Raw genomic sequence first — 16,430 nt, 5'->3', positions numbered from 1 at the left:
GCGCTATTCGCCAGCAACAGGCCCGCAGCGGGTTTGGACTACCCCGCGTCGAGCAAAAAACGTTTAGAGGCTAGGCGGGACCCAACAAGCGCTCGAACTGCGCCAGATAGCGGTTGCCCATCTTCTGCACGTCGTGTTCGCTTTTCACGTACTCGTACGCGCGTTGTGTGATGTCTTGCCGGAAGGCCACGTCGTCCAGGCAGCGGGCCATGCCGGCGGCCATGGCCTGGTGGTCGCCCACGGCCACCAGCACGCCGCGGCCGTCGGCCAGACTTTCCTTCAGGCCGCCCGCATCGGTGGACACCACCGGCACATGCTGCAAGAAGGCGTCCAGCACGCTGCTGCCCAGCGCTTCTTCTTCGGAGCTCATGACGAACACGTCAAGGATGCTGTAGAAGTCTTCGACGCCTTTGCGAAAGCCCGCAAAGCGGTAGACGTCTTCGATGCCCAGGCGGCGGGCTTCGTCTTTGGCCTGCTGTTCGCGGTCGCCGCCGGCGCCAAAGTGCAGGAAGACGAAGTCGCGGCGGGTCTTGGCCAACTCGCCTACGGCCCGCACGAGCGTCACGGGGTCTTTGTCGCGGATCAGCGCGGCGGACGTGGCCATGACTTTCTTGCCGCTCAGGTCGAATTCACGCACCAGGTTGGCGACGTTCTCGGCGTTGATGGCGTGCGGTTCGACCGCGCTGCGGATGATGACGGGCTCAATGCCCAGCCGGCGTGGTTCGCTGGCGGCCATCTCGCTGATGGCCACGAACAGGTTGGCGTGGCGCCACTTGAAGCCGGTTTTCCATTCGTCGCCGGGCTTGACCACGAACGACGTGCGCCGCGAGAACACCACGGGGCGGCGATGCAGCCATTTGGTCAGCACGGCCCACGTGATGGTGTTGGCGGTTTGCGCGTGGATGATGTCATAGCGGCCGGCACCCGCCAGAAACGCCAGCTGCCCGGGCACGTTGCGCCGCGTATGCGCCACAAACCCTTCCTGGCGCGCGCGTTCGGCCAACGGGGCGCCTTCCCGGCACATCACTTCGACATCGTGGCCGGCCTTGCGGAACGCGCGCATGCAATACAGCGTCTGCCGTTCGCCGCCGCGCCAGCCTTTTTCGAAGTTCAGTTGCAGGATCTTCATGCGCGTCCGATACCGGAATACTCGAAGCCCATGCCGCGCACGTCGGCCGGCGTGTAGAGGTTGCGGCCGTCGATGATCAGCGGCGTTTTCAGCAGGGCCTTCACGCGGTCGAAGTCCGGGGCGCGGAAGACTTTCCATTCCGTGGCGATCAGCAGTGCGTCGGCGCCGTCCAGCGCGTCGTACATATCGGTGGCGAAACTGATGCCGGGCTGCCCGACCATCACGCGGGCGGCCTCGTGCATGGCAACGGGGTCGTAGGCGCGCACTTCGGCGCCGCGCCGGGTCAGTTCGGCAATGACGGTCAGGCTGGGCGCCTCACGCATGTCGTCGGTGTTGGGCTTGAAGGACAGGCCCCACAACGCGATCTTGCGGCCGCGCAGGTCTTCGCCGTAGCGCGCAACCAGCTTTTCGGACAAGCGGAATTTCTGCGCGTGGTTGGCGGCTTCGGCCGCTTCGATGACGCGCATCGGCAGTGAATTCTCGGCGGCCGTATTGACCAGCGCCTGCACGTCTTTCGGAAAGCAGGAACCGCCGTAGCCGGCGCCCGGGTACAGGAAGTGGTAGCCGATGCGCGGGTCCGCGCCGATGCCACGGCGCACCTGCTCGATGTCGGCGCCCAGCGCTTCGGCCAGGTTCGCCATTTCGTTCATGAACGAGATACGCGTGGCCAGCATGGCGTTGGCGGCGTACTTGGTCAGCTCGGCCGAACGCACGTCCATCACCATCAGGCGGTCGTGCGTGCGCTGGAAGGGCTCGTAGATGCGGCGCATGACGCCGACGGTGTAGTCGTCGTCGGCGCCGACGATTACGCGGTCGGGGCTCATGAAGTCATTGATGGCCGCGCCTTCCTTCAGGAATTCGGGGTTGGACGCCACGCTGAAGGGGATGTCGACCCCGCGCGCGTCCAGTTCCTTGGCCACCACGGCGCGCACCTTGTCGGCGGTGCCCACCGGCACGGTGGACTTGTCCACGATCAGCTTGCGCGACGTCATGTGGCGCGCGATGTTCTGCGCGGCCGCCAGCACGTACTTCAGGTCGGCCGAGCCGTCTTCGCCAGGCGGGGTGCCCACGGCAATGAACTGCACGTCGCCAAAGGCCACGCTCTGCGCGACGTCGTCCGTGAATTGCAGGCGGCCCGCCTGCACGTTGCGGCGGACCAGGTCTTCCAGGCCGGGCTCGTAGATCGGGATGCCACCCTGGCGCAGGAGGGCGATTTTTGCCTCGTCCAGGTCCAGACACATGACGTCGTTGCCCATGTCGGCCAGGCACGCTCCCGACACCAACCCAACGTAACCGGTACCCACGACCGTGATTTTCATGCCTGCACGCCTTCAAATAAGGAATTTCGCGCGCCTGGCAAAGGGAAGCAGGCGCCGGCCGCCATTATAGAAGCGGCCGGGACCCAGGGGCGCAACGGCCGCTAGGCACGCAGTTTGTTGAATCGAACCGTATTCACCACCACCGCCAGCGCCGCGCAAATGGTGCCCAGCACCAGCGCCAGCCCGGGGCCATGCGCCAGGCTGACGCTGAACGCGATGGCCACCAGCGCGGTGCCGAAACTTTGGCCGAAAACGCGCGTGGTGGCCTGCAAGCCGCCGGCCGCGCCGCTGCGAGAGCGGGGCGCGGCCGACAGCATGGCGCGGTTGTTCGGGGTCTGGAAGAAGCCGAAGCCCACGCCCGCCACGAACATGCCGGCCACGATGGGCCAGTTGGACACCGTGGCCGGCAACAAGGTCAGCCACAGCATGCCGATCACCATCGTCGCCGCCCCCACGCCGCTCAAGGTGGCGGCCGAGTAGCGGTCAGACAGGCGGCCCGCCAGCGGGGCGATGATGGCCGTGCCCACGGGCCAGGCGCCCATCAGCATGCCCACTTCCAGATAGGGCCGGCCCAGCACCTGCTGGAAATAGAACGGCAGCGAGACATACGACGCCATCTGCGCGGCGAACGTGCAGGCGGACGCCCCCACGGCAAAGGCCAGTGGCCGGATGCGCAGCAGGTCCACCGGCACCAGCGGCGCCGGCTGCTTGCGCGCGCGGCGCACCAGCACCAGCCCCGCCACGGTCGCAATGGCCACCAGGCCGATACCGCGCAGCAGATCCTGCCCCATCATGTCGACGCCGGAAATGAAGACGCCCAGCGTCGCCATGCACAGCAAGGCGCTGATCCAGTCCAGCTTCACATCGTTGCGCGGCACTTCGGGCAGGTGGCGCAGGCCGAACATGGCCAGCACGCAGATCGGAAGATTGACGGCGAAGATCCACGGCCACGGGGCCACCGACAGGATGGCGGACCCGATGGTGGGCCCAAGCACCGACATCACGGCCACCGTGGTGGCGTTGATGCTGATGCCTCGGCCCAGCATGTGCAGCGGATAGATGTTGCGCACGAGGCCACCGAACATGCACATCAGCGTGGCGGCGCCCACGCCCTGGAACACGCGCGCGGCGGTCAGCTGCCACAGCGTGCCGGCCAGCGCACAGCCTAGCGATGCCAGCGTGAACAGGATCAGGCCGAAGGTGAACATGCGGCGAAAGCCGATGCGTTCGGCCAGCGCCGACAGCGGCAGCAGCGCCATCACCACCGCCAGGTTGTAGGCGTTGACGATCCACACGGCCTGCGCCGGGGATGCGTTCAGGTCGACGGAAATCGTGGGCAAGGCCACGTTGGCGATGGTGGTGTCCAGCACCGACAGGCTGATCCCTGTCATGACGGTGGCGGCCGCCCAGTACCGACGCGGCGCCGGCAAGCCGTCGGGCAGCGCGCTTTTGGCGCTGCCGTTGGGGCTGCTGTTGGCGCTGCTGTTTGGGCTGCTGTTGGGGCTGCTGTTGGCGCTGCCGCTGGGGCTGCTGTTGGGGCCGCCGTTGGCGCTGCTGTTGGAAGCGCCCCGGGGGCCGCCCGAGGCGTTGTCCGAGGCAGGGTCGTTCTGCGCCATCACGACTTCTTCGCGGGACGCTGCCAACCCTCAACGGTAAGCTGCTTGGCGCGCGAGACGGTCAGCTTGTCGGCCGGCGCATCCCGGGTAAGCGTGGTGCCGGCGCCCAGCGTGGCGCCACGGCCGACGCGCACCGGGGCCACCAACTGCGTGTCCGAGCCGATGAAGGCGTCGTCTTCGATGACGGTGCGGTGCTTGTTCACGCCATCGTAATTGCAGGTGATGGTGCCCGCGCCCACGTTGACGCGTTCGCCAATGTCGGCATCGCCGATGTAGGCCAGGTGGTTGGCCTTGCTGTCGGCGCCCAGCACGCTCTTTTTGATTTCGACGAAGTTGCCCACATGGCTGCGGTCGCCCAATTCAGCGCCCGGACGCAGGCGGGCATACGGACCCACGCGCGCATCGCGGCCCACTTCGGCCTGCTGCAAATGGCTGAACGCTTCAATCTGCGTGCCCGCGCCGACGCTGACGTCGCGCAACACGCAATGCGGGCCGACACGCACGCCGTCCGCCAGCGTGACGTTGCCTTCGAATACGCAGCCCACGTCGATGAACACATCGCGCCCGCAAGACAGCGTGCCGCGCACGTCGAAACGGGCCGGGTCGGCCAGCGTGACGCCGGCTTCAAGCTGGCGGCGGGCCTGTTCGCCCTGCCAGCGGCGTTCCAGTTCGGCCTGCTGCACGCGGCTGTTCACGCCCAGCGTTTCCCAGCCCGCGCCCGGCTGCGCCGCGCCCACGGGCACGCCATCGGCCACGGCCAGGCCCACCACGTCGGTCAGGTAGTACTCGCCTTGCGCATTCTTGTTGTCGATGCGGGTCAGCCAGTCTTTCAGCTTGGCGGTCGGCGCGGTCAGGATGCCGGTGTTCACTTCCTTGATGGCGTGTTCGGCGTCCGACGCATCCTTGTGTTCAACGATGCGGCACACGTTGCCCTTGTCATCGCGCACGATGCGGCCATAGCCGGTGGAATCGTCCAGCACTTCGGTCAAGACGGCGGCGCCCGCGCCGCGCGCATCCAGCAGGCGTTGCAGCGTGTCGGGCTGCACCAGCGGCACGTCGCCGTACAGCACCAGCGTGACATCGTCCTTGCCATTGCCTTCTTGCAGCAGCGGCACCGCCTGCTGCACGGCGTGGCCGGTGCCTTGCTGCGGCTGCTGCAACACGAAGTGCAGATCCGGCTGGCCTTCAAAGTCCTGTTTGACGCGGTCCGCGCCGTGGCCCACCACAACGATGATGCGCGCGGGTTTCAGCTGCCGCGCGCTGTCCAGCACATGGGCCAGCATGGGTTTGCCGGCCAGCGTGTGCAGCACTTTGGGAAGGTTGGACTGCATGCGTTTGCCCAGTCCGGCGGCGAGGATCACTACATTAAGCATAGGTTCAGATAGGTTAAGAGACGGCGCAAACGGCCTTGCGACCGACGCGAGTCGATTGGAAGGAGATCAGGGCTTGCCGTCGGCAGGCCCGGTTTTCTTGGAGGCCCGAGGAGCGGTCTTGGCGGCGCTCTTCGAAGCGGACTTGGCCGCGGTCTTGCGGGCGGCGGGCTTGGAAGCCTTGGGCTCGGACTTGGCGGCGGCCTTGGTGTCCTTGGGTTTGGATTGACCGGCGTCGTCACCGGCCGTTGGCGCGGCGGGGTTGGTCGGCATGGACGCGGCGGTGGCGGCGGCGATCTGGTTGAACTGCTGCTGCAGCAGATCCCACCAGGCCTTGGAGGCGGACTGGGCGGCGGCGCCCATCTGCTCGGTCATGCCCGGCCCGGCAGATTCGGACGCGGCCGCGTTGTTGGGGTTGGTGGCGTTGGTGGCGTCCGCAGTGGCATCGGCTGGCGGCGCGTCTTGAGGCTTGTCATCGCGCGCGCTGAATGCAGACGATGATGATGACGCGGACGAACCCGACGATGCCGGCCTGGCGGCGGACTTCGGCGCGGGCTTCAAACCCAGCACCACTTCCAGCGGCGAGGCCGCGCCGCTATCGCGCACGGCGTTCATGTCCATGCTGGCCGCGCTGTCCACAAAGGCGCGCAGCGTGCTGATCGTGGAGCGCTGCACTTCCATGCCTTGAATGGTGGAGGACAGCATCGACAAGTTCATGCGCAGCCAGTTCTCCACCGAGCGCAATTCGGCGATACGGCGGTCCAGGTCTTCAAGATTCATGGGAGGCGCCATCGGCAGGCTGCTGGCCAGGCCGCCCGGGCCGGTCAACCCCGCCCAGGCCTGGCGCATCATTTCCATGCTGGCCAGCAAGGGGTTGCCCGACAGATCGGAATTCTGCCCCATGCCAGGAAGGACGAACGGGTTGGTGAATTGGTCGCTCATGCCAGGTCTCCCCAAAGACTAGTGCCGCCGGCCGCGGATCATCCGGGCAGCAGCTGGTTGTTTTCCACACGCACGTGGTCGCCGGACGCAAAAGCAAACGGCTGCGCGCTGCGAAACTGGCGCGCACTGCCGTCGCTCATGCGGACCGTCAACTCATAGTGCGTCACCGTTTGTTGCTGTCTGATATTACGCTCAACTTCGCGGCCTGCCAAAGCACCGCCGACTGCGCCAAGCACCGTCAGCGCCGTCTTGCCGCTGCCTCCGCCAAATTGATTACCCACTACGCCGCCCACCACGCCGCCACCGATGGTGCCGACCAGGTGATCGCTGTTGTCCTTGACCGGCACCTGGACCTGGCGGATGGTTTCCACCACGCCACAGCTCTGGCAAGCCTGCTGCGCCGGAGCGGGCGCGGGTGCGCGAGGGGCCGACGCAGACGCCGGGCGGGCCTGCTGCGTCGGGGGTGCGGATGGCTGCGCCTGACGCGTAGCCGGTGCCGGGGCGGGCTCTGGCGCGGGCGCCAGGTTGGCGCTCTCGGGGCCGGCTTCGGCCACGGGCGTATCGGCGTGCGGGTTGGCCGAGGGCGAGGGCAACCAGCCCATCACCGCGGCCACGCCCACTGCGCACATGACGATCACGGCGATGGCGGCTGCCGCAACCAGCGGGTGCAAGCCGCTGCGCGGGCTTTGAATTCGGGTGGATGTATTCATGACGATGCTCCATCGTAACTAACCGGCATCGGTATAGCACCCGGGCGCGGTTTCGGCATGTTGCGATGGTGACGCTTCTTTGCAGGCGTTGCAGCGCGTCGCGGCGCGGTGGACAGCCTTGTGCATTCGTGGACAATAGGCGGATGGATTCCATTTCCCTGCCCCAACTCGAACAGGCGATCAATTACTGGCGCAACGTCTCGCCGTCTGTCGGCGACGAATCGCGCCTGTGCCCGGAAGCGGCGGCGCTGGCCACGCCTTATGCCTTGATGATCATTTCGCACCGCCACGACATCGCGGTTGCCGAACTGAATGAAAAAGCCCAGGCGGCGTTGGCCGGCTGGGCTGCTGCGGGCACTACGGCCCGCTGATTTTTCTGCGTATTTTTCTGCTGATCGTCGAACTGATCCCTGCATGGATCCCTGTACGGATCCTTCTCCGGCACCACTGCCTCAGTTCTTGAGCAGCGCCTGGATGTCGTGGGTCAGCGCGTCCACGCCCAGGTTGTTATTGGCCAGCACGCGCGATTCGCCCTTGCCATCGATCAGGTAGAACGCGGCGGTGTGATCCATCGTGTAGTTGCCGTCCTTGGTGGGGGCCTTGGCGTAGTACGCCTTGAACGATGCCGCCGCCTTCTTGATCTGATCCGGCGTGCCGGTCAGCCCCAAAAAGCGCGGGTCGAATGCCGTCACGTACTGCTTGAGCACTTCCTGCGTGTCCCGCTCCGGGTCCACTGTAATCAGCAGCACTTGCACGCGGTCGGCGTCCGGGCCCAGCTTTTTCATCACCTCGGTCAGCTCTGCCAACGACGTGGGACACACGTCGGGGCACTGCGTGAACCCGAAGAACACCACCACCACCTTGCCGGCAAAGTCGGATAGCTGACGGCTCTTGCCGTTGGTGTCGGTCAGTTCCATGCCACGGCCCAGTTGGGTACCGCTGATGTCGCTGCCCTTGAACTTGGGCGCGGCATCGCCGCAGGCGGCAAGTGCGCCGGCAAGAACCGTCACGGCGGTGGCGGCGGCAAGGCGCAGGCCCAGCCGGCGGCTGGCGGAAAACACGGACATCAACAACCTCCAGGGGTCAGCGCAGCAGGCCGACCCAGTGGTCCACCAGCAGGGCGCCGAACAGCAGCGCCAGGTAGAGAATGGAAAAGCGGAACATGCTGCGCGCCAGTTCGTCGCTATAGGCGCGGTACAACCGCCACGCATAGGACACGAACATGCCGCCCAGCACCAGCGCCGACAGCAGATACAGTGCGCCGCTCATGCGGATGGCGTAGGGCAACAGCGTCGTTGCGACCAGCGCCACGCTATAGAGCAAGATGTGCAGCCGCGTGAACTGGTTGCCGTGCGTGACCGGCAGCATGGGCAGGCCGGCCTTGGCGTAGTCATGGTTGCGGTACAGCGCCAGCGCCCAGAAATGCGGTGGCGTCCAGATGAAGATGATCAGCACCAGCACCCAGGCTTCGGCCGGAACCGAATCGGCCACCGCTGCCCACCCCAACGCGGGCGGCATCGCGCCCGACAGGCCACCGATCACGATGTTCTGCGGCGTACGCGGCTTGAGGATGACGGTATAGATAACGGCGTAGCCCACAAAGGTGGCAAACGTCAGCCACATGGTCAGCGGGTTCACCAGCGTGTACAGCACGAACATGCCCGCGCCGCCCAGCAAGCCGGACAAGCTCAATACCTGGAAGGCTGAAATGGTGCCACGCGCGGTGGCGCGTCGCGCGGTGCGCAGCATGCGCGCGTCGACTTCCTGTTCGATCAGGCAATTGATGGCGAAGGCGGCTGCGGCAAGCAGCCAGATGCCGATGGTGCCGAACAGCACGCGGCGCATATCGGGTACGCCCGGCACGGCGAGAAACATGCCGATGACCGCGCAAAACACCGCCAACTGCGTAACGCGCGGCTTGGTGAGGACGAGGTATTGGCGGAACAATCCGGGTTGAGGAGCGGCAAGACTGGTCATAGTGGACCCTATTTTAAACGCGCACCGAATTGGGGCCATAGCCCCCTGCCGGCACGCTTCCCGCCGTGGACAAGCGCACCATCAGCACCACGGCGGCCAAGGTCAAACCGGCCGCGCCCCCATTGTGCAACACCGCGATCAGCAAGGGCCACTGGAAAAAGATGGTCGTCAGGCCGGTGAACAGCTGGGCGGCCAACAGCGCCAACATCAGCGTGGCCGGGCCGCGCAGGCCCGGTTCGGCCCGCAACCGCCATGCCAGCGTGCCCAGGTACAGGAACACGACGAAGGCAAAATTGCGGTGCACCCAATGAATCGCGGTCAGCGCGGGTTGCGAGATCATTTCCCCCGAGGGCAGTTCACCCAGGCCACGGATCACGGAATAGCCGCCGTGAAAATCCATGTCCGGCACCCACTGCCCGTGGCACATGGGAAAGTCCATGCAGGCCAGCGCCGCGTAGTTGGTGCTGACCCAGCCGCCCAGCGTCACCTGCACCAGCAGCAGGCCGAAGCCCGCCGCCACCCACGGCTTCCAGCGCTTGGCCGCCGCCGCGATCGCCAGATGCGGGCGTTCACGCGCCGACAACCAGGTCATCAGCGCCAGCACCGATAAGCCAAACACCAGATGGGCCGTCACCACGGCGGGCATCAGCTTGTGCGTGACGGTCCACGCGCCGAACGCGCCCTGCACGCACACGGCCACCAGGGTCGTCACGGCCAGCGCGGGCGACCGGCCCAGTTCACGGCGATAGCGCCACGCCATGTAGACGATGCCGATGATGAGCATGCCCAGGATGGATCCGACGTAGCGGTGGATCATTTCGATCCAGGCCTTGGACATGGTCACCGGGCCGAACGGCATGGCTTGTGACGCCTGGTGGATGTCGCCCTGTGCGCCCAGCGGCGTCACGCTGCCGTAGCAGCCGGGCCAGTCGGGGCAACCCAGGCCGGAATCCGTCAGGCGCACGAACGCGCCGAACATGATGAGGTCCAGCGTCAGGAACCAGGTAAAGAAAACGAGCTTGCGATAACGCGCTTTGATGCGTTCCATGTCAACCAGGAAAAAAAGAAAATGCCCGCGCCCCTCGGGGGAAATCCGTCAACCGATGCGCGAGTTATAGACGAGCTTGCTGATGTCCTTGCGCACTTTGACGCCATCGGCATCGGCAGGGTACTGCATCATCAGGTTGCCCAGCGGGTCGATTACCCACATGGGGTCCTGCAACGGCGGCTGTCCGGCTGCGCTATCGCGGGCTAGCAGATAGCGCGCAAGCTGGTCCGGGTTCACGCGCAGCATAACTGTGCCTTGATAGGCTTCCAGCACCTTTTCGGGCACGGGGGCATCGTCGGTGATGAACCAGACGCGCGCCAGGCGGTCCACGTTCTTGCCCTGACTGGCATGCGTGTTGCGCGTGATGTAGAGCTTGCGCGCGCAGCTTTCGGGGCAGGCGGCGCCGTCGGCGGCCACCAGCAGCCATTTGCCCTTGAGGCTTTGCAGGTCGAAGGGCTTGCCGTCCAGGGTGGTCAGCTTCAGGTCGGCGGCGGCGGGCATGGGCCGCTGGGGCGATACCAGCGTGCCGTAGTTGCTGGAATCCGATGGCCACCACTGCGGGTTCATGTAGACGACGAAGGCGGCCACGATGGGCGCCAGCGAACACAGGAACACCAGCACCATGGGCATCAACGAGCGCTTGCGCGCGGGCGGACGGGATGAAATGTCGCGAGCCACTTTATATCCTGGAAAAGTCTTTCATTGATGCGCGCTCAAGGCTTTGGACCTTGTCCCGCGCGCTGGCGCATGCGCTTGATGGCGCCCCCCAGCACCACCAGCCATGCGATGGCGGCAATCGAAGCAAACGCAAACCACTGCACGGCGTAAGACGTGTTTTTCTGAAAGTCCACCGGCGGCTGCGGCCAGTCCCGCACCAGGCCGTCGGCACTGTTCTGGCCGGGCTGGCCGGTCTGGGTCAGCACGACAGGCAGCAGGTTCAGCCCCGTTGCGCGGGCATAGGCGTCCAGCGGCAAGTTCTGGACCTGCGGCAACCTGCCGCCCGCGACGGGCCACGTGGCCGGCAGGGCGGATTGGTCCTGCCCACCCAGCGACCACAATTCGAACATGCGCGGCACGCGTTCGGCCATTTCGCCGGTGATGGTCTGCGGGCCTTGCGGCGTGGCGGGCAGCGCGGGTTCGCCCTGGCCCGGCATGACGCGGGGCAACCAGCCGCGCAGCACCAGCACGGCCTGGCGCGACGAGGCATCCAGCAACAGCGGCGTGGCCAGCCAGTAGCCCGGCCGCCCTTCGTGGTTGCGATTGTCCAGCAGTACACTGAATTGCGGCAGCCACGCGCCCGTAGCCTGCGCCACGCGCCACGGCGTCAGGTCATCGGACGGGGTAGCGGGCGTGAGCATCACCGGCGCTTGCTTGCGGCCCGCTTCGATAGCGGCCAGAATGGCGCGTCGCTCATCGCTGCGACGCAACTGCCACTGCCCGAGCGACGCCAGAATCACCACGGCAACGCCAAGCAGAATCAAGGCGGCTATGGTGTTGCGGGTTGAATGCGGTCGGGCCATGTATCGTTGCTAACTCTGTTTTGTCCGGAGACCACCATGCGCGTTTTCGTCGTACTGGCCTTCATCGGAATTCTGGCCAGTCTGGCATCCGCCCTGGTCTATCTGATGCGGGACAAAGGGTCCACCAGCCGCACCGTCAATGCGCTGACCGTGCGCATCGGGCTATCGGTTGCCCTGTTTCTGTTTGTGCTGTTCGCCCACCACATGGGCTGGATCGAGAGCACGGGCCTGCGCTGACGCGCCGGCCCCGGCGTGCGGCAAGCCTGAAAAGGAATCGGGCGCCGCGCGTTAATCGACAGGGTTATCGCCCTGGAGTTCCCGCGCGGCGCCCAACTTGCGGCGCCGCCAGCCTAGAACCAGTACACAAACAGGTACAGGCCCAGCCACACCACGTCCACAAAGTGCCAGTACCACGCGGCGCCTTCAAAGCCGAAGTGATGATCGGCGGTGAAGTGCCCGCGCATCAAGCGCACCAGAATCACCGTCAGCATGGTGGCGCCCAGGATCACGTGGAATCCGTGGAAACCGGTCAGCATGTAGAACAGCGAACCGTACGCGCCCGAATTGAATTTCAGGTTCAGTTCGGTATAGGCGTGATGGTATTCGGCGGCCTGACAGGCCACGAAGATAAAGCCCAGGATGACCGTGGCGGCCAGCCAGAACATCGTCTTGCCACGATGGTTTTCGCGCAGCGCGTGGTGCGCGATGGTCAGCGTGACGCCCGAGGAAAGCAGCAGCGCGGTGTTGATCGTGGGCAGCCAGAACGGGCCTACCGTCTGGAACTCTTCGACTACGCCGGCCGGCCCGAAGTTGGGCCATGCGGCCTTGAAGTCGGGCCACAGCATCAGGCGGTGATCGATGTCGCCCAGCCACGGCGTGGTGATGGTGCGGGTGTACCAGAGCGCACCGAAGAACGCCGCGAAGAACATCACTTCCGAGAAAATGAACCAGCTCATGCCCCAGCGGTACGAACCGTCGATGCGCTTGCTGTTCAGGCCGGCTTCGGATTCCTGGATGGCGTCGCCGAACCAGTAATACAGCACCACGATCAAACCGATAAAGCCCGCCAGCACGGACCATTTTGCCCAGCTGACCCCGTTGATCCAGCCCGCGGCGCCCAGCCCCATGAACAGCAGCGCCACCGCCGTACGCACGGGATGCCCCGAGTCGGCGGGCACAAAGTAGTACGGTGCCTCTTTACCTTGAACCGAGTGGCTTGCACTCATGGCTTTCTCCCTGGTACAGATTTAGATTTAAGTGATTCAAGTCAGGCTGGAAACGGCCCAACGCACAATTAATACCAGCACAGTCACGAAGATTGCCGCCGCCAGCAGCCCAGCCAGAATCACGTGCACCGGGTTCAGCTTGGCGCTGTCTTCCCGGTAGCCCGCGCCCTTGCGTACGCCAAAGAACCCCCACGCCACCGCCTTCATCGTCTGAAGGAAACTGAGCTTGCGGCGTGAGGTTTCGTGCAGGTCGTCGCTCATAAAGGGGCCTAACCGACCGCGTTGCCCGTCAGCAGCGCCGCACCGCGAAACACGGTCCAGCCGAACACGGCAATGACGAAGGCCACGAGGACCCATCCTGCAATCTTGTTACGGCGGCGCTGCTCGGGAGTCATTGCTGTGCTACCTGGATCGTGGAAGACGGTTTACTTCACTTCGGGCGGAATTTCGAAGGTGTGGAACGGGGCGGGCGAAGGCACCGTCCATTCCAGCCCTTCGGCGCCTTCCCACGGCTTGGCGGCCGCGGGTTCACCCTTGCCCATGTAGCAACGAATGATCGCCCACAGGAAGATCAGCTGCGACAGGCCGAACCAGAACGCGCCGATGGTGGCCATCTGGTGGAAGGTCGTGAATTGCGCGGCGTAGTCGGCGTAGCGACGCGGCATGCCGGCCAGCCCCAGGAAGTGCATGGGGAAGAAAGTCACGTTGAAGGAAATCAGCGTGGACCAGAAGTGCAGCTTGCCCAGCTTTTCGCTGTACATGCGGCCCGTCCACTTCGGCACCCAGTAGTAAGCGCCCGCGAACAGCGCGAACAGCGAACCGGCCACCAGCACGTAGTGGAAGTGCGCCACCACGTAATAGGTGTCGTGCACCTGGATGTCGATGGGCGCCACCGACAGGATCAGGCCGGTAAAGCCGCCCATGGTGAACACGAAGATGAAGCCGATCGAGAACAGCATCGGCGTTTCGAACGTCATGGAGCCGCGCCACATGGTGGCGACCCAGTTGAACACCTTCACCCCGGTGGGGATGGAGATGAGCATGGTGGCGTACATGAAGTAAAGCTGGCCGGTGACCGGCATGCCCGTCGTGAACATGTGGTGGGCCCACACGATGAACGACAGCACGGCAATGGACGCGGTGGCGTACACCATCGAGGCGTAGCCGAACAGCTTCTTGCGGGCGAACGCGGGCACGATGGCCGACACGATACCGAACGCCGGCAAGATCATGATGTAGACCTCGGGGTGCCCGAAGAACCAGAACACGTGCTGGTACAGAACCGGGTCGCCACCGGCGGCGGCGTTAAAGAAGCCCGTGCCGAAGTGGCGGTCGGTCAGCACCATGGTGATGGCGGCGGCCAGCACCGGCATCACGGCCAGCAGCAGGAACGCGGTGATCAGCCAGGTCCAGCAGAACAGCGGCATCTTCATCAGCGTGAGGCCGGGGGCGCGCATGTTCAGGATGGTCACGATGATGTTGATCGCGCCCATGATCGAGGACGCGCCCATCAAGTGCATCGCAAAAATGCCCAGGTCCATGCCCGGACCCATCTGCAACGACAGCGGTGCGTACAGCGTCCAGCCGGCGGCGGTGGCGCCACCCGGCACGAAGAACGAGGCCGTCAGCATGATGGCTGCCACCGGCAGCAACCAGAAGCTGAAGTTGTTCATGCGCGCGAACGCCATGTCGGATGCGCCGATCTGCATCGGGATCATCCAGTTCGCAAAGCCCACGAAGGCCGGCATGATGGCGCCGAACACCATGATGATGCCGTGCATGGTGGTGAACTGGTTGAACAGTTCGGGGCGGAAGAATTGCAGGCCCGGCTCGAACAATTCGGTACGCAGCAGCAAGGCTAGCGTGCCGCCTTCCAGCAACATGGCAAACGAGAAGATGAGATACATCGTCCCGATGTCTTTATGGTTCGTGGCGAAAAGCCAGCGACGCCAACCCGAAGGCATGGCGTGGTGGTGGTCATCGTGACCGTGGCCGTGGCCCGGCGACACGTGGTCTACAGTGACGCTGCTCATGATGGACTCCTTCCTGCTGAGTGCCGGCCCCGATCCACGGGACCGGCAGGGTATCTCTAACTAAACGGAACCGGTTCTATCGGTGTAGGGCGCAGGGCTGCGCGATCAACGCGCGGCCGCAACGTCCTTCGGTAGAACCGTCGGGTCCTGCCCCTTGCCTGCATTGCTCCAGGCATGGCGTGTATAGCTGATGACCGCTGCGATCTCGACATCATTGAGCTGCCCGCCAAATGCCGCCATCGCGGTGCCGGGCTTGCCCTTGAGCACGGTGTTGATCTGGCCCGCCTTGGGGCCTAGAACAACCTTGTCTCCGTCGAGTGCCGGGAAGCTGCCCGGGATGCCCTTGCCGTTGGCCTGGTGACAGGCCACGCAATTCGCGGCGAAGACTTTTTCGCCACGGGCAACCAGTTCGGTTTCCGTCCACTCTTTATTAGGATCGTCGGCGTTTGCCGCCATTTTCTTCTTTTGGTCTTCAACCCACTTATCGTAGTCCGCTTGCGCCAGGACTTCGACAACGATGGGCATGAAGGCGTGGTCCTTGCCGCACAGTTCGGCGCACTGGCCCCGGTAGATGCCCGGGGTATCGGCACGGAACCAGGCGTCGCGCAGGAAGCCGGGGATGGCGTCCTGCTTGACGCCGAAGTCGGGGATCATCCACGAGTGGATCACATCGGCCGCGGTCAGCACGACCCGGACCTTTTTGTCCACCGGCACCACCATGTGGTTGTCCACTTCCATCAGATAGAACTCGCCCTTGGGCTCGCGGTTCTCGATCTGCGCGCGGGGCGTGGACAGCGTGGACAGGAACTTGACGCCGGCGGCAGAGCCGTCGAGGTACTCGTAGCCCCACTTCCATTGATAGCCGGTGACCTTGATGGTGAGGTCGGCGCTTGAGGTGTCCTTCATGGCCACGACCGTCTTGGTCGCCGGCAGCGCCATGGCGATGACGATGATGAAGGGGATGACCGTCCAGGCCACTTCCACGCCCAGATGCTCGTGGAAAGTCGCCGCCTTGTGCCCGCGAGATTTGCGGTGCGCCCAGATGGAATAGAACATCACCCCGAACACACCGATGAAGATCACGATACAGATCGTGAGCAGCATCCAATGCAGCCACATGATGTCGCGTGATATTGCGGTCACGCCTTCATGCAGGTTCAGCTGATTGACCTTCGGGCCGCCGGGCATGTCTTGCACCTGAGCACCGGCCACGCTGCCAATCAGCATCGCACAAGCCCCCAGTATCCCTCTCCACTTCTTCATGCTTACCTCGAAACACGGCGCGAGGGCCCTTGTCGCCTAGTGGCACGAGTGTCACTTCAACAGGACTACGCGCAATTATTAGATGGCAGGGTTAAGCAGGGAGATAGAGCGGCCCCCGCGTTCCCACTCGAAATCACAAAGAAACTGGCGGATTATAGCGGACACGCAAATAGATGTAAGACAAGGCACTTGAATAAAAGGGGCCTGCCCCCATCTGCGCTCGCCCCGCGTTCGACCCTTGACGCGCGCCGCAAACCGTGTGGCATAAAATCGTCGC

18 protein-coding genes are annotated in these 16,430 nt (G+C 64.7%); 2 read left to right on the top strand and 16 right to left on the bottom strand.

Translation table 11 applies throughout. From position 1 onward, the window contains the following. Nucleotides 1-70: 70 nt before the first annotated feature. The 6 genes from DVB37_RS01105 to DVB37_RS01075 form a co-directional block, all read right to left on the bottom strand. Nucleotides 71-1,129, bottom strand: coding sequence for a glycosyltransferase family 4 protein (locus DVB37_RS01105; RefSeq protein ID WP_120153464.1), 1,059 nt, complete (start codon nt 1,127-1,129; stop codon nt 71-73). Next, nucleotides 1,126-2,448 (bottom strand): UDP-glucose/GDP-mannose dehydrogenase family protein, encoded by a 1,323-nt coding sequence (locus DVB37_RS01100; protein ID WP_104144722.1) that lies wholly within the window; start codon nt 2,446-2,448, stop codon nt 1,126-1,128. Before DVB37_RS01100 ends, DVB37_RS01105 begins: the two co-directional genes overlap by 4 nt. Nucleotides 2,449-2,549: 101 nt before the next feature. Next, nucleotides 2,550-4,064 (bottom strand): MFS transporter, encoded by a 1,515-nt coding sequence (locus DVB37_RS01095; RefSeq protein ID WP_240434021.1) that lies wholly within the window; start codon nt 4,062-4,064, stop codon nt 2,550-2,552. Next, nucleotides 4,064-5,437 carry a bifunctional UDP-N-acetylglucosamine diphosphorylase/glucosamine-1-phosphate N-acetyltransferase GlmU gene (glmU, locus tag DVB37_RS01085; RefSeq protein WP_046805302.1) on the bottom strand — a complete coding sequence of 458 codons (1,374 nt, stop codon included), beginning with the start codon at nt 5,435-5,437 and terminating at the stop codon, nt 4,064-4,066. The genes DVB37_RS01095 and glmU overlap by 1 nt, the downstream gene beginning before the upstream one ends. A gap of 66 nt (nt 5,438-5,503) precedes the next feature. After that, nucleotides 5,504-6,376 carry a PhaM family polyhydroxyalkanoate granule multifunctional regulatory protein gene (locus DVB37_RS01080; protein WP_120153462.1) on the bottom strand — a complete coding sequence of 291 codons (873 nt, stop codon included), beginning with the start codon at nt 6,374-6,376 and terminating at the stop codon, nt 5,504-5,506. Nucleotides 6,377-6,414: 38 nt separating this feature from the next. After that, a complete protein-coding gene (locus DVB37_RS01075) occupies nt 6,415-7,086 on the bottom strand; it encodes a glycine zipper 2TM domain-containing protein (RefSeq protein ID WP_120153459.1) in 672 nt (223 codons plus the stop codon). Between the two features lie 143 nt (nt 7,087-7,229). On the opposite strand from DVB37_RS01075, the gene DVB37_RS01070 reads away from it, so the two are divergent. Next, nucleotides 7,230-7,457: a DUF3717 domain-containing protein gene (locus DVB37_RS01070; protein WP_046805299.1), complete on the top strand. Its 228-nt coding sequence runs from the start codon at nt 7,230-7,232 to the stop codon at nt 7,455-7,457. Between the two features lie 81 nt (nt 7,458-7,538). On the opposite strand, the gene DVB37_RS01065 is transcribed toward DVB37_RS01070, so the two are convergent. The 5 genes from DVB37_RS01065 to DVB37_RS01045 are packed head-to-tail and all read right to left on the bottom strand — an operon-like array spanning nt 7,539 to nt 11,631. After that, nucleotides 7,539-8,153, bottom strand: coding sequence for an SCO family protein (locus DVB37_RS01065; protein ID WP_046805298.1), 615 nt, complete (start codon nt 8,151-8,153; stop codon nt 7,539-7,541). 16 nt (nt 8,154-8,169) lie between these two features. Continuing rightward, nucleotides 8,170-9,063 carry a heme o synthase gene (gene cyoE, locus DVB37_RS01060; protein WP_046805297.1) on the bottom strand — a complete coding sequence of 298 codons (894 nt, stop codon included), beginning with the start codon at nt 9,061-9,063 and terminating at the stop codon, nt 8,170-8,172. A 13-nt stretch (nt 9,064-9,076) separates the two neighbouring features. Then, a complete protein-coding gene (locus DVB37_RS01055) occupies nt 9,077-10,111 on the bottom strand; it encodes a heme A synthase (RefSeq protein ID WP_046805296.1) in 1,035 nt (344 codons plus the stop codon). 48 nt (nt 10,112-10,159) lie between these two features. After that, nucleotides 10,160-10,789: a hypothetical protein gene (locus tag DVB37_RS01050; RefSeq protein ID WP_185975343.1), complete on the bottom strand. Its 630-nt coding sequence runs from the start codon at nt 10,787-10,789 to the stop codon at nt 10,160-10,162. Nucleotides 10,790-10,824: 35 nt separating this feature from the next. Further along, nucleotides 10,825-11,631, bottom strand: coding sequence for an SURF1 family protein (locus tag DVB37_RS01045; protein WP_120153457.1), 807 nt, complete (start codon nt 11,629-11,631; stop codon nt 10,825-10,827). A gap of 36 nt (nt 11,632-11,667) precedes the next feature. Here DVB37_RS01045 and DVB37_RS01040 point away from each other — a divergent pair, with 36 nt between their 5' ends. Continuing rightward, nucleotides 11,668-11,868, top strand: coding sequence for a twin transmembrane helix small protein (locus DVB37_RS01040; protein WP_006216871.1), 201 nt, complete (start codon nt 11,668-11,670; stop codon nt 11,866-11,868). A 113-nt stretch (nt 11,869-11,981) separates the two neighbouring features. Here DVB37_RS01040 and DVB37_RS01035 read toward each other — a convergent pair whose 3' ends face one another. The 5 genes from DVB37_RS01035 to coxB all read right to left on the bottom strand — a co-directional run bounded on the left by DVB37_RS01035 (nt 11,982) and on the right by coxB (nt 16,153). Further along, nucleotides 11,982-12,857 carry a cytochrome c oxidase subunit 3 gene (locus DVB37_RS01035; protein WP_006216870.1) on the bottom strand — a complete coding sequence of 292 codons (876 nt, stop codon included), beginning with the start codon at nt 12,855-12,857 and terminating at the stop codon, nt 11,982-11,984. A 36-nt stretch (nt 12,858-12,893) separates the two neighbouring features. After that, nucleotides 12,894-13,118: a DUF2970 domain-containing protein gene (locus DVB37_RS01030; protein ID WP_006216869.1), complete on the bottom strand. Its 225-nt coding sequence runs from the start codon at nt 13,116-13,118 to the stop codon at nt 12,894-12,896. A gap of 8 nt (nt 13,119-13,126) precedes the next feature. Next, nucleotides 13,127-13,252, bottom strand: coding sequence for a cytochrome oxidase small assembly protein (locus tag DVB37_RS28585; protein WP_219991544.1), 126 nt, complete (start codon nt 13,250-13,252; stop codon nt 13,127-13,129). Between the two features lie 30 nt (nt 13,253-13,282). Continuing rightward, nucleotides 13,283-14,890 (bottom strand): cytochrome c oxidase subunit I, encoded by a 1,608-nt coding sequence (gene ctaD / locus DVB37_RS01025; RefSeq protein WP_104144718.1) that lies wholly within the window; start codon nt 14,888-14,890, stop codon nt 13,283-13,285. Nucleotides 14,891-14,995: 105 nt separating this feature from the next. Then, a complete protein-coding gene (gene coxB / locus DVB37_RS01020) occupies nt 14,996-16,153 on the bottom strand; it encodes a cytochrome c oxidase subunit II (protein ID WP_104144717.1) in 1,158 nt (385 codons plus the stop codon). Nucleotides 16,154-16,430 lie beyond the last annotated feature (277 nt).

Source organism: Achromobacter sp. B7 (assembly GCF_003600685.1).
Taxonomy (GTDB): Bacteria; Pseudomonadota; Gammaproteobacteria; order Burkholderiales; family Burkholderiaceae_B; genus Achromobacter; species Achromobacter spanius_B.
This window is presented reverse-complemented; position numbering and strand designations above follow the sequence as displayed.

Excerpts from the sequence above, each read along its gene's own strand:
- DVB37_RS01105 (WP_120153464.1), bottom strand. The coding sequence starts at position 1,129 with ATGAAGATCCTGCAACTGAACTTCGAAAAAGGCTGGCGCGGCGGCGAA.
- DVB37_RS01100 (WP_104144722.1), bottom strand. The coding sequence starts at position 2,448 with ATGAAAATCACGGTCGTGGGTACCGGTTACGTTGGGTTGGTGTCGGGA.
- DVB37_RS01095 (WP_240434021.1), bottom strand. The coding sequence starts at position 4,064 with ATGGCGCAGAACGACCCTGCCTCGGACAACGCCTCGGGCGGCCCCCGG.
- glmU (WP_046805302.1), bottom strand. The coding sequence starts at position 5,437 with ATGCTTAATGTAGTGATCCTCGCCGCCGGACTGGGCAAACGCATGCAG.
- DVB37_RS01080 (WP_120153462.1), bottom strand. The coding sequence starts at position 6,376 with ATGAGCGACCAATTCACCAACCCGTTCGTCCTTCCTGGCATGGGGCAG.
- DVB37_RS01075 (WP_120153459.1), bottom strand. The coding sequence starts at position 7,086 with ATGAATACATCCACCCGAATTCAAAGCCCGCGCAGCGGCTTGCACCCG.
- DVB37_RS01070 (WP_046805299.1), top strand. The coding sequence starts at position 7,230 with ATGGATTCCATTTCCCTGCCCCAACTCGAACAGGCGATCAATTACTGG.
- DVB37_RS01065 (WP_046805298.1), bottom strand. The coding sequence starts at position 8,153 with ATGTCCGTGTTTTCCGCCAGCCGCCGGCTGGGCCTGCGCCTTGCCGCC.
- cyoE (WP_046805297.1), bottom strand. The coding sequence starts at position 9,063 with ATGACCAGTCTTGCCGCTCCTCAACCCGGATTGTTCCGCCAATACCTC.
- DVB37_RS01055 (WP_046805296.1), bottom strand. The coding sequence starts at position 10,111 with ATGGAACGCATCAAAGCGCGTTATCGCAAGCTCGTTTTCTTTACCTGG.
- DVB37_RS01045 (WP_120153457.1), bottom strand. The coding sequence starts at position 11,631 with ATGGCCCGACCGCATTCAACCCGCAACACCATAGCCGCCTTGATTCTG.
- DVB37_RS01040 (WP_006216871.1), top strand. The coding sequence starts at position 11,668 with ATGCGCGTTTTCGTCGTACTGGCCTTCATCGGAATTCTGGCCAGTCTG.
- DVB37_RS01035 (WP_006216870.1), bottom strand. The coding sequence starts at position 12,857 with ATGAGTGCAAGCCACTCGGTTCAAGGTAAAGAGGCACCGTACTACTTT.
- DVB37_RS01030 (WP_006216869.1), bottom strand. The coding sequence starts at position 13,118 with ATGAGCGACGACCTGCACGAAACCTCACGCCGCAAGCTCAGTTTCCTT.
- DVB37_RS28585 (WP_219991544.1), bottom strand. The coding sequence starts at position 13,252 with ATGACTCCCGAGCAGCGCCGCCGTAACAAGATTGCAGGATGGGTCCTC.
- ctaD (WP_104144718.1), bottom strand. The coding sequence starts at position 14,890 with ATGAGCAGCGTCACTGTAGACCACGTGTCGCCGGGCCACGGCCACGGT.
- coxB (WP_104144717.1), bottom strand. The coding sequence starts at position 16,153 with ATGAAGAAGTGGAGAGGGATACTGGGGGCTTGTGCGATGCTGATTGGC.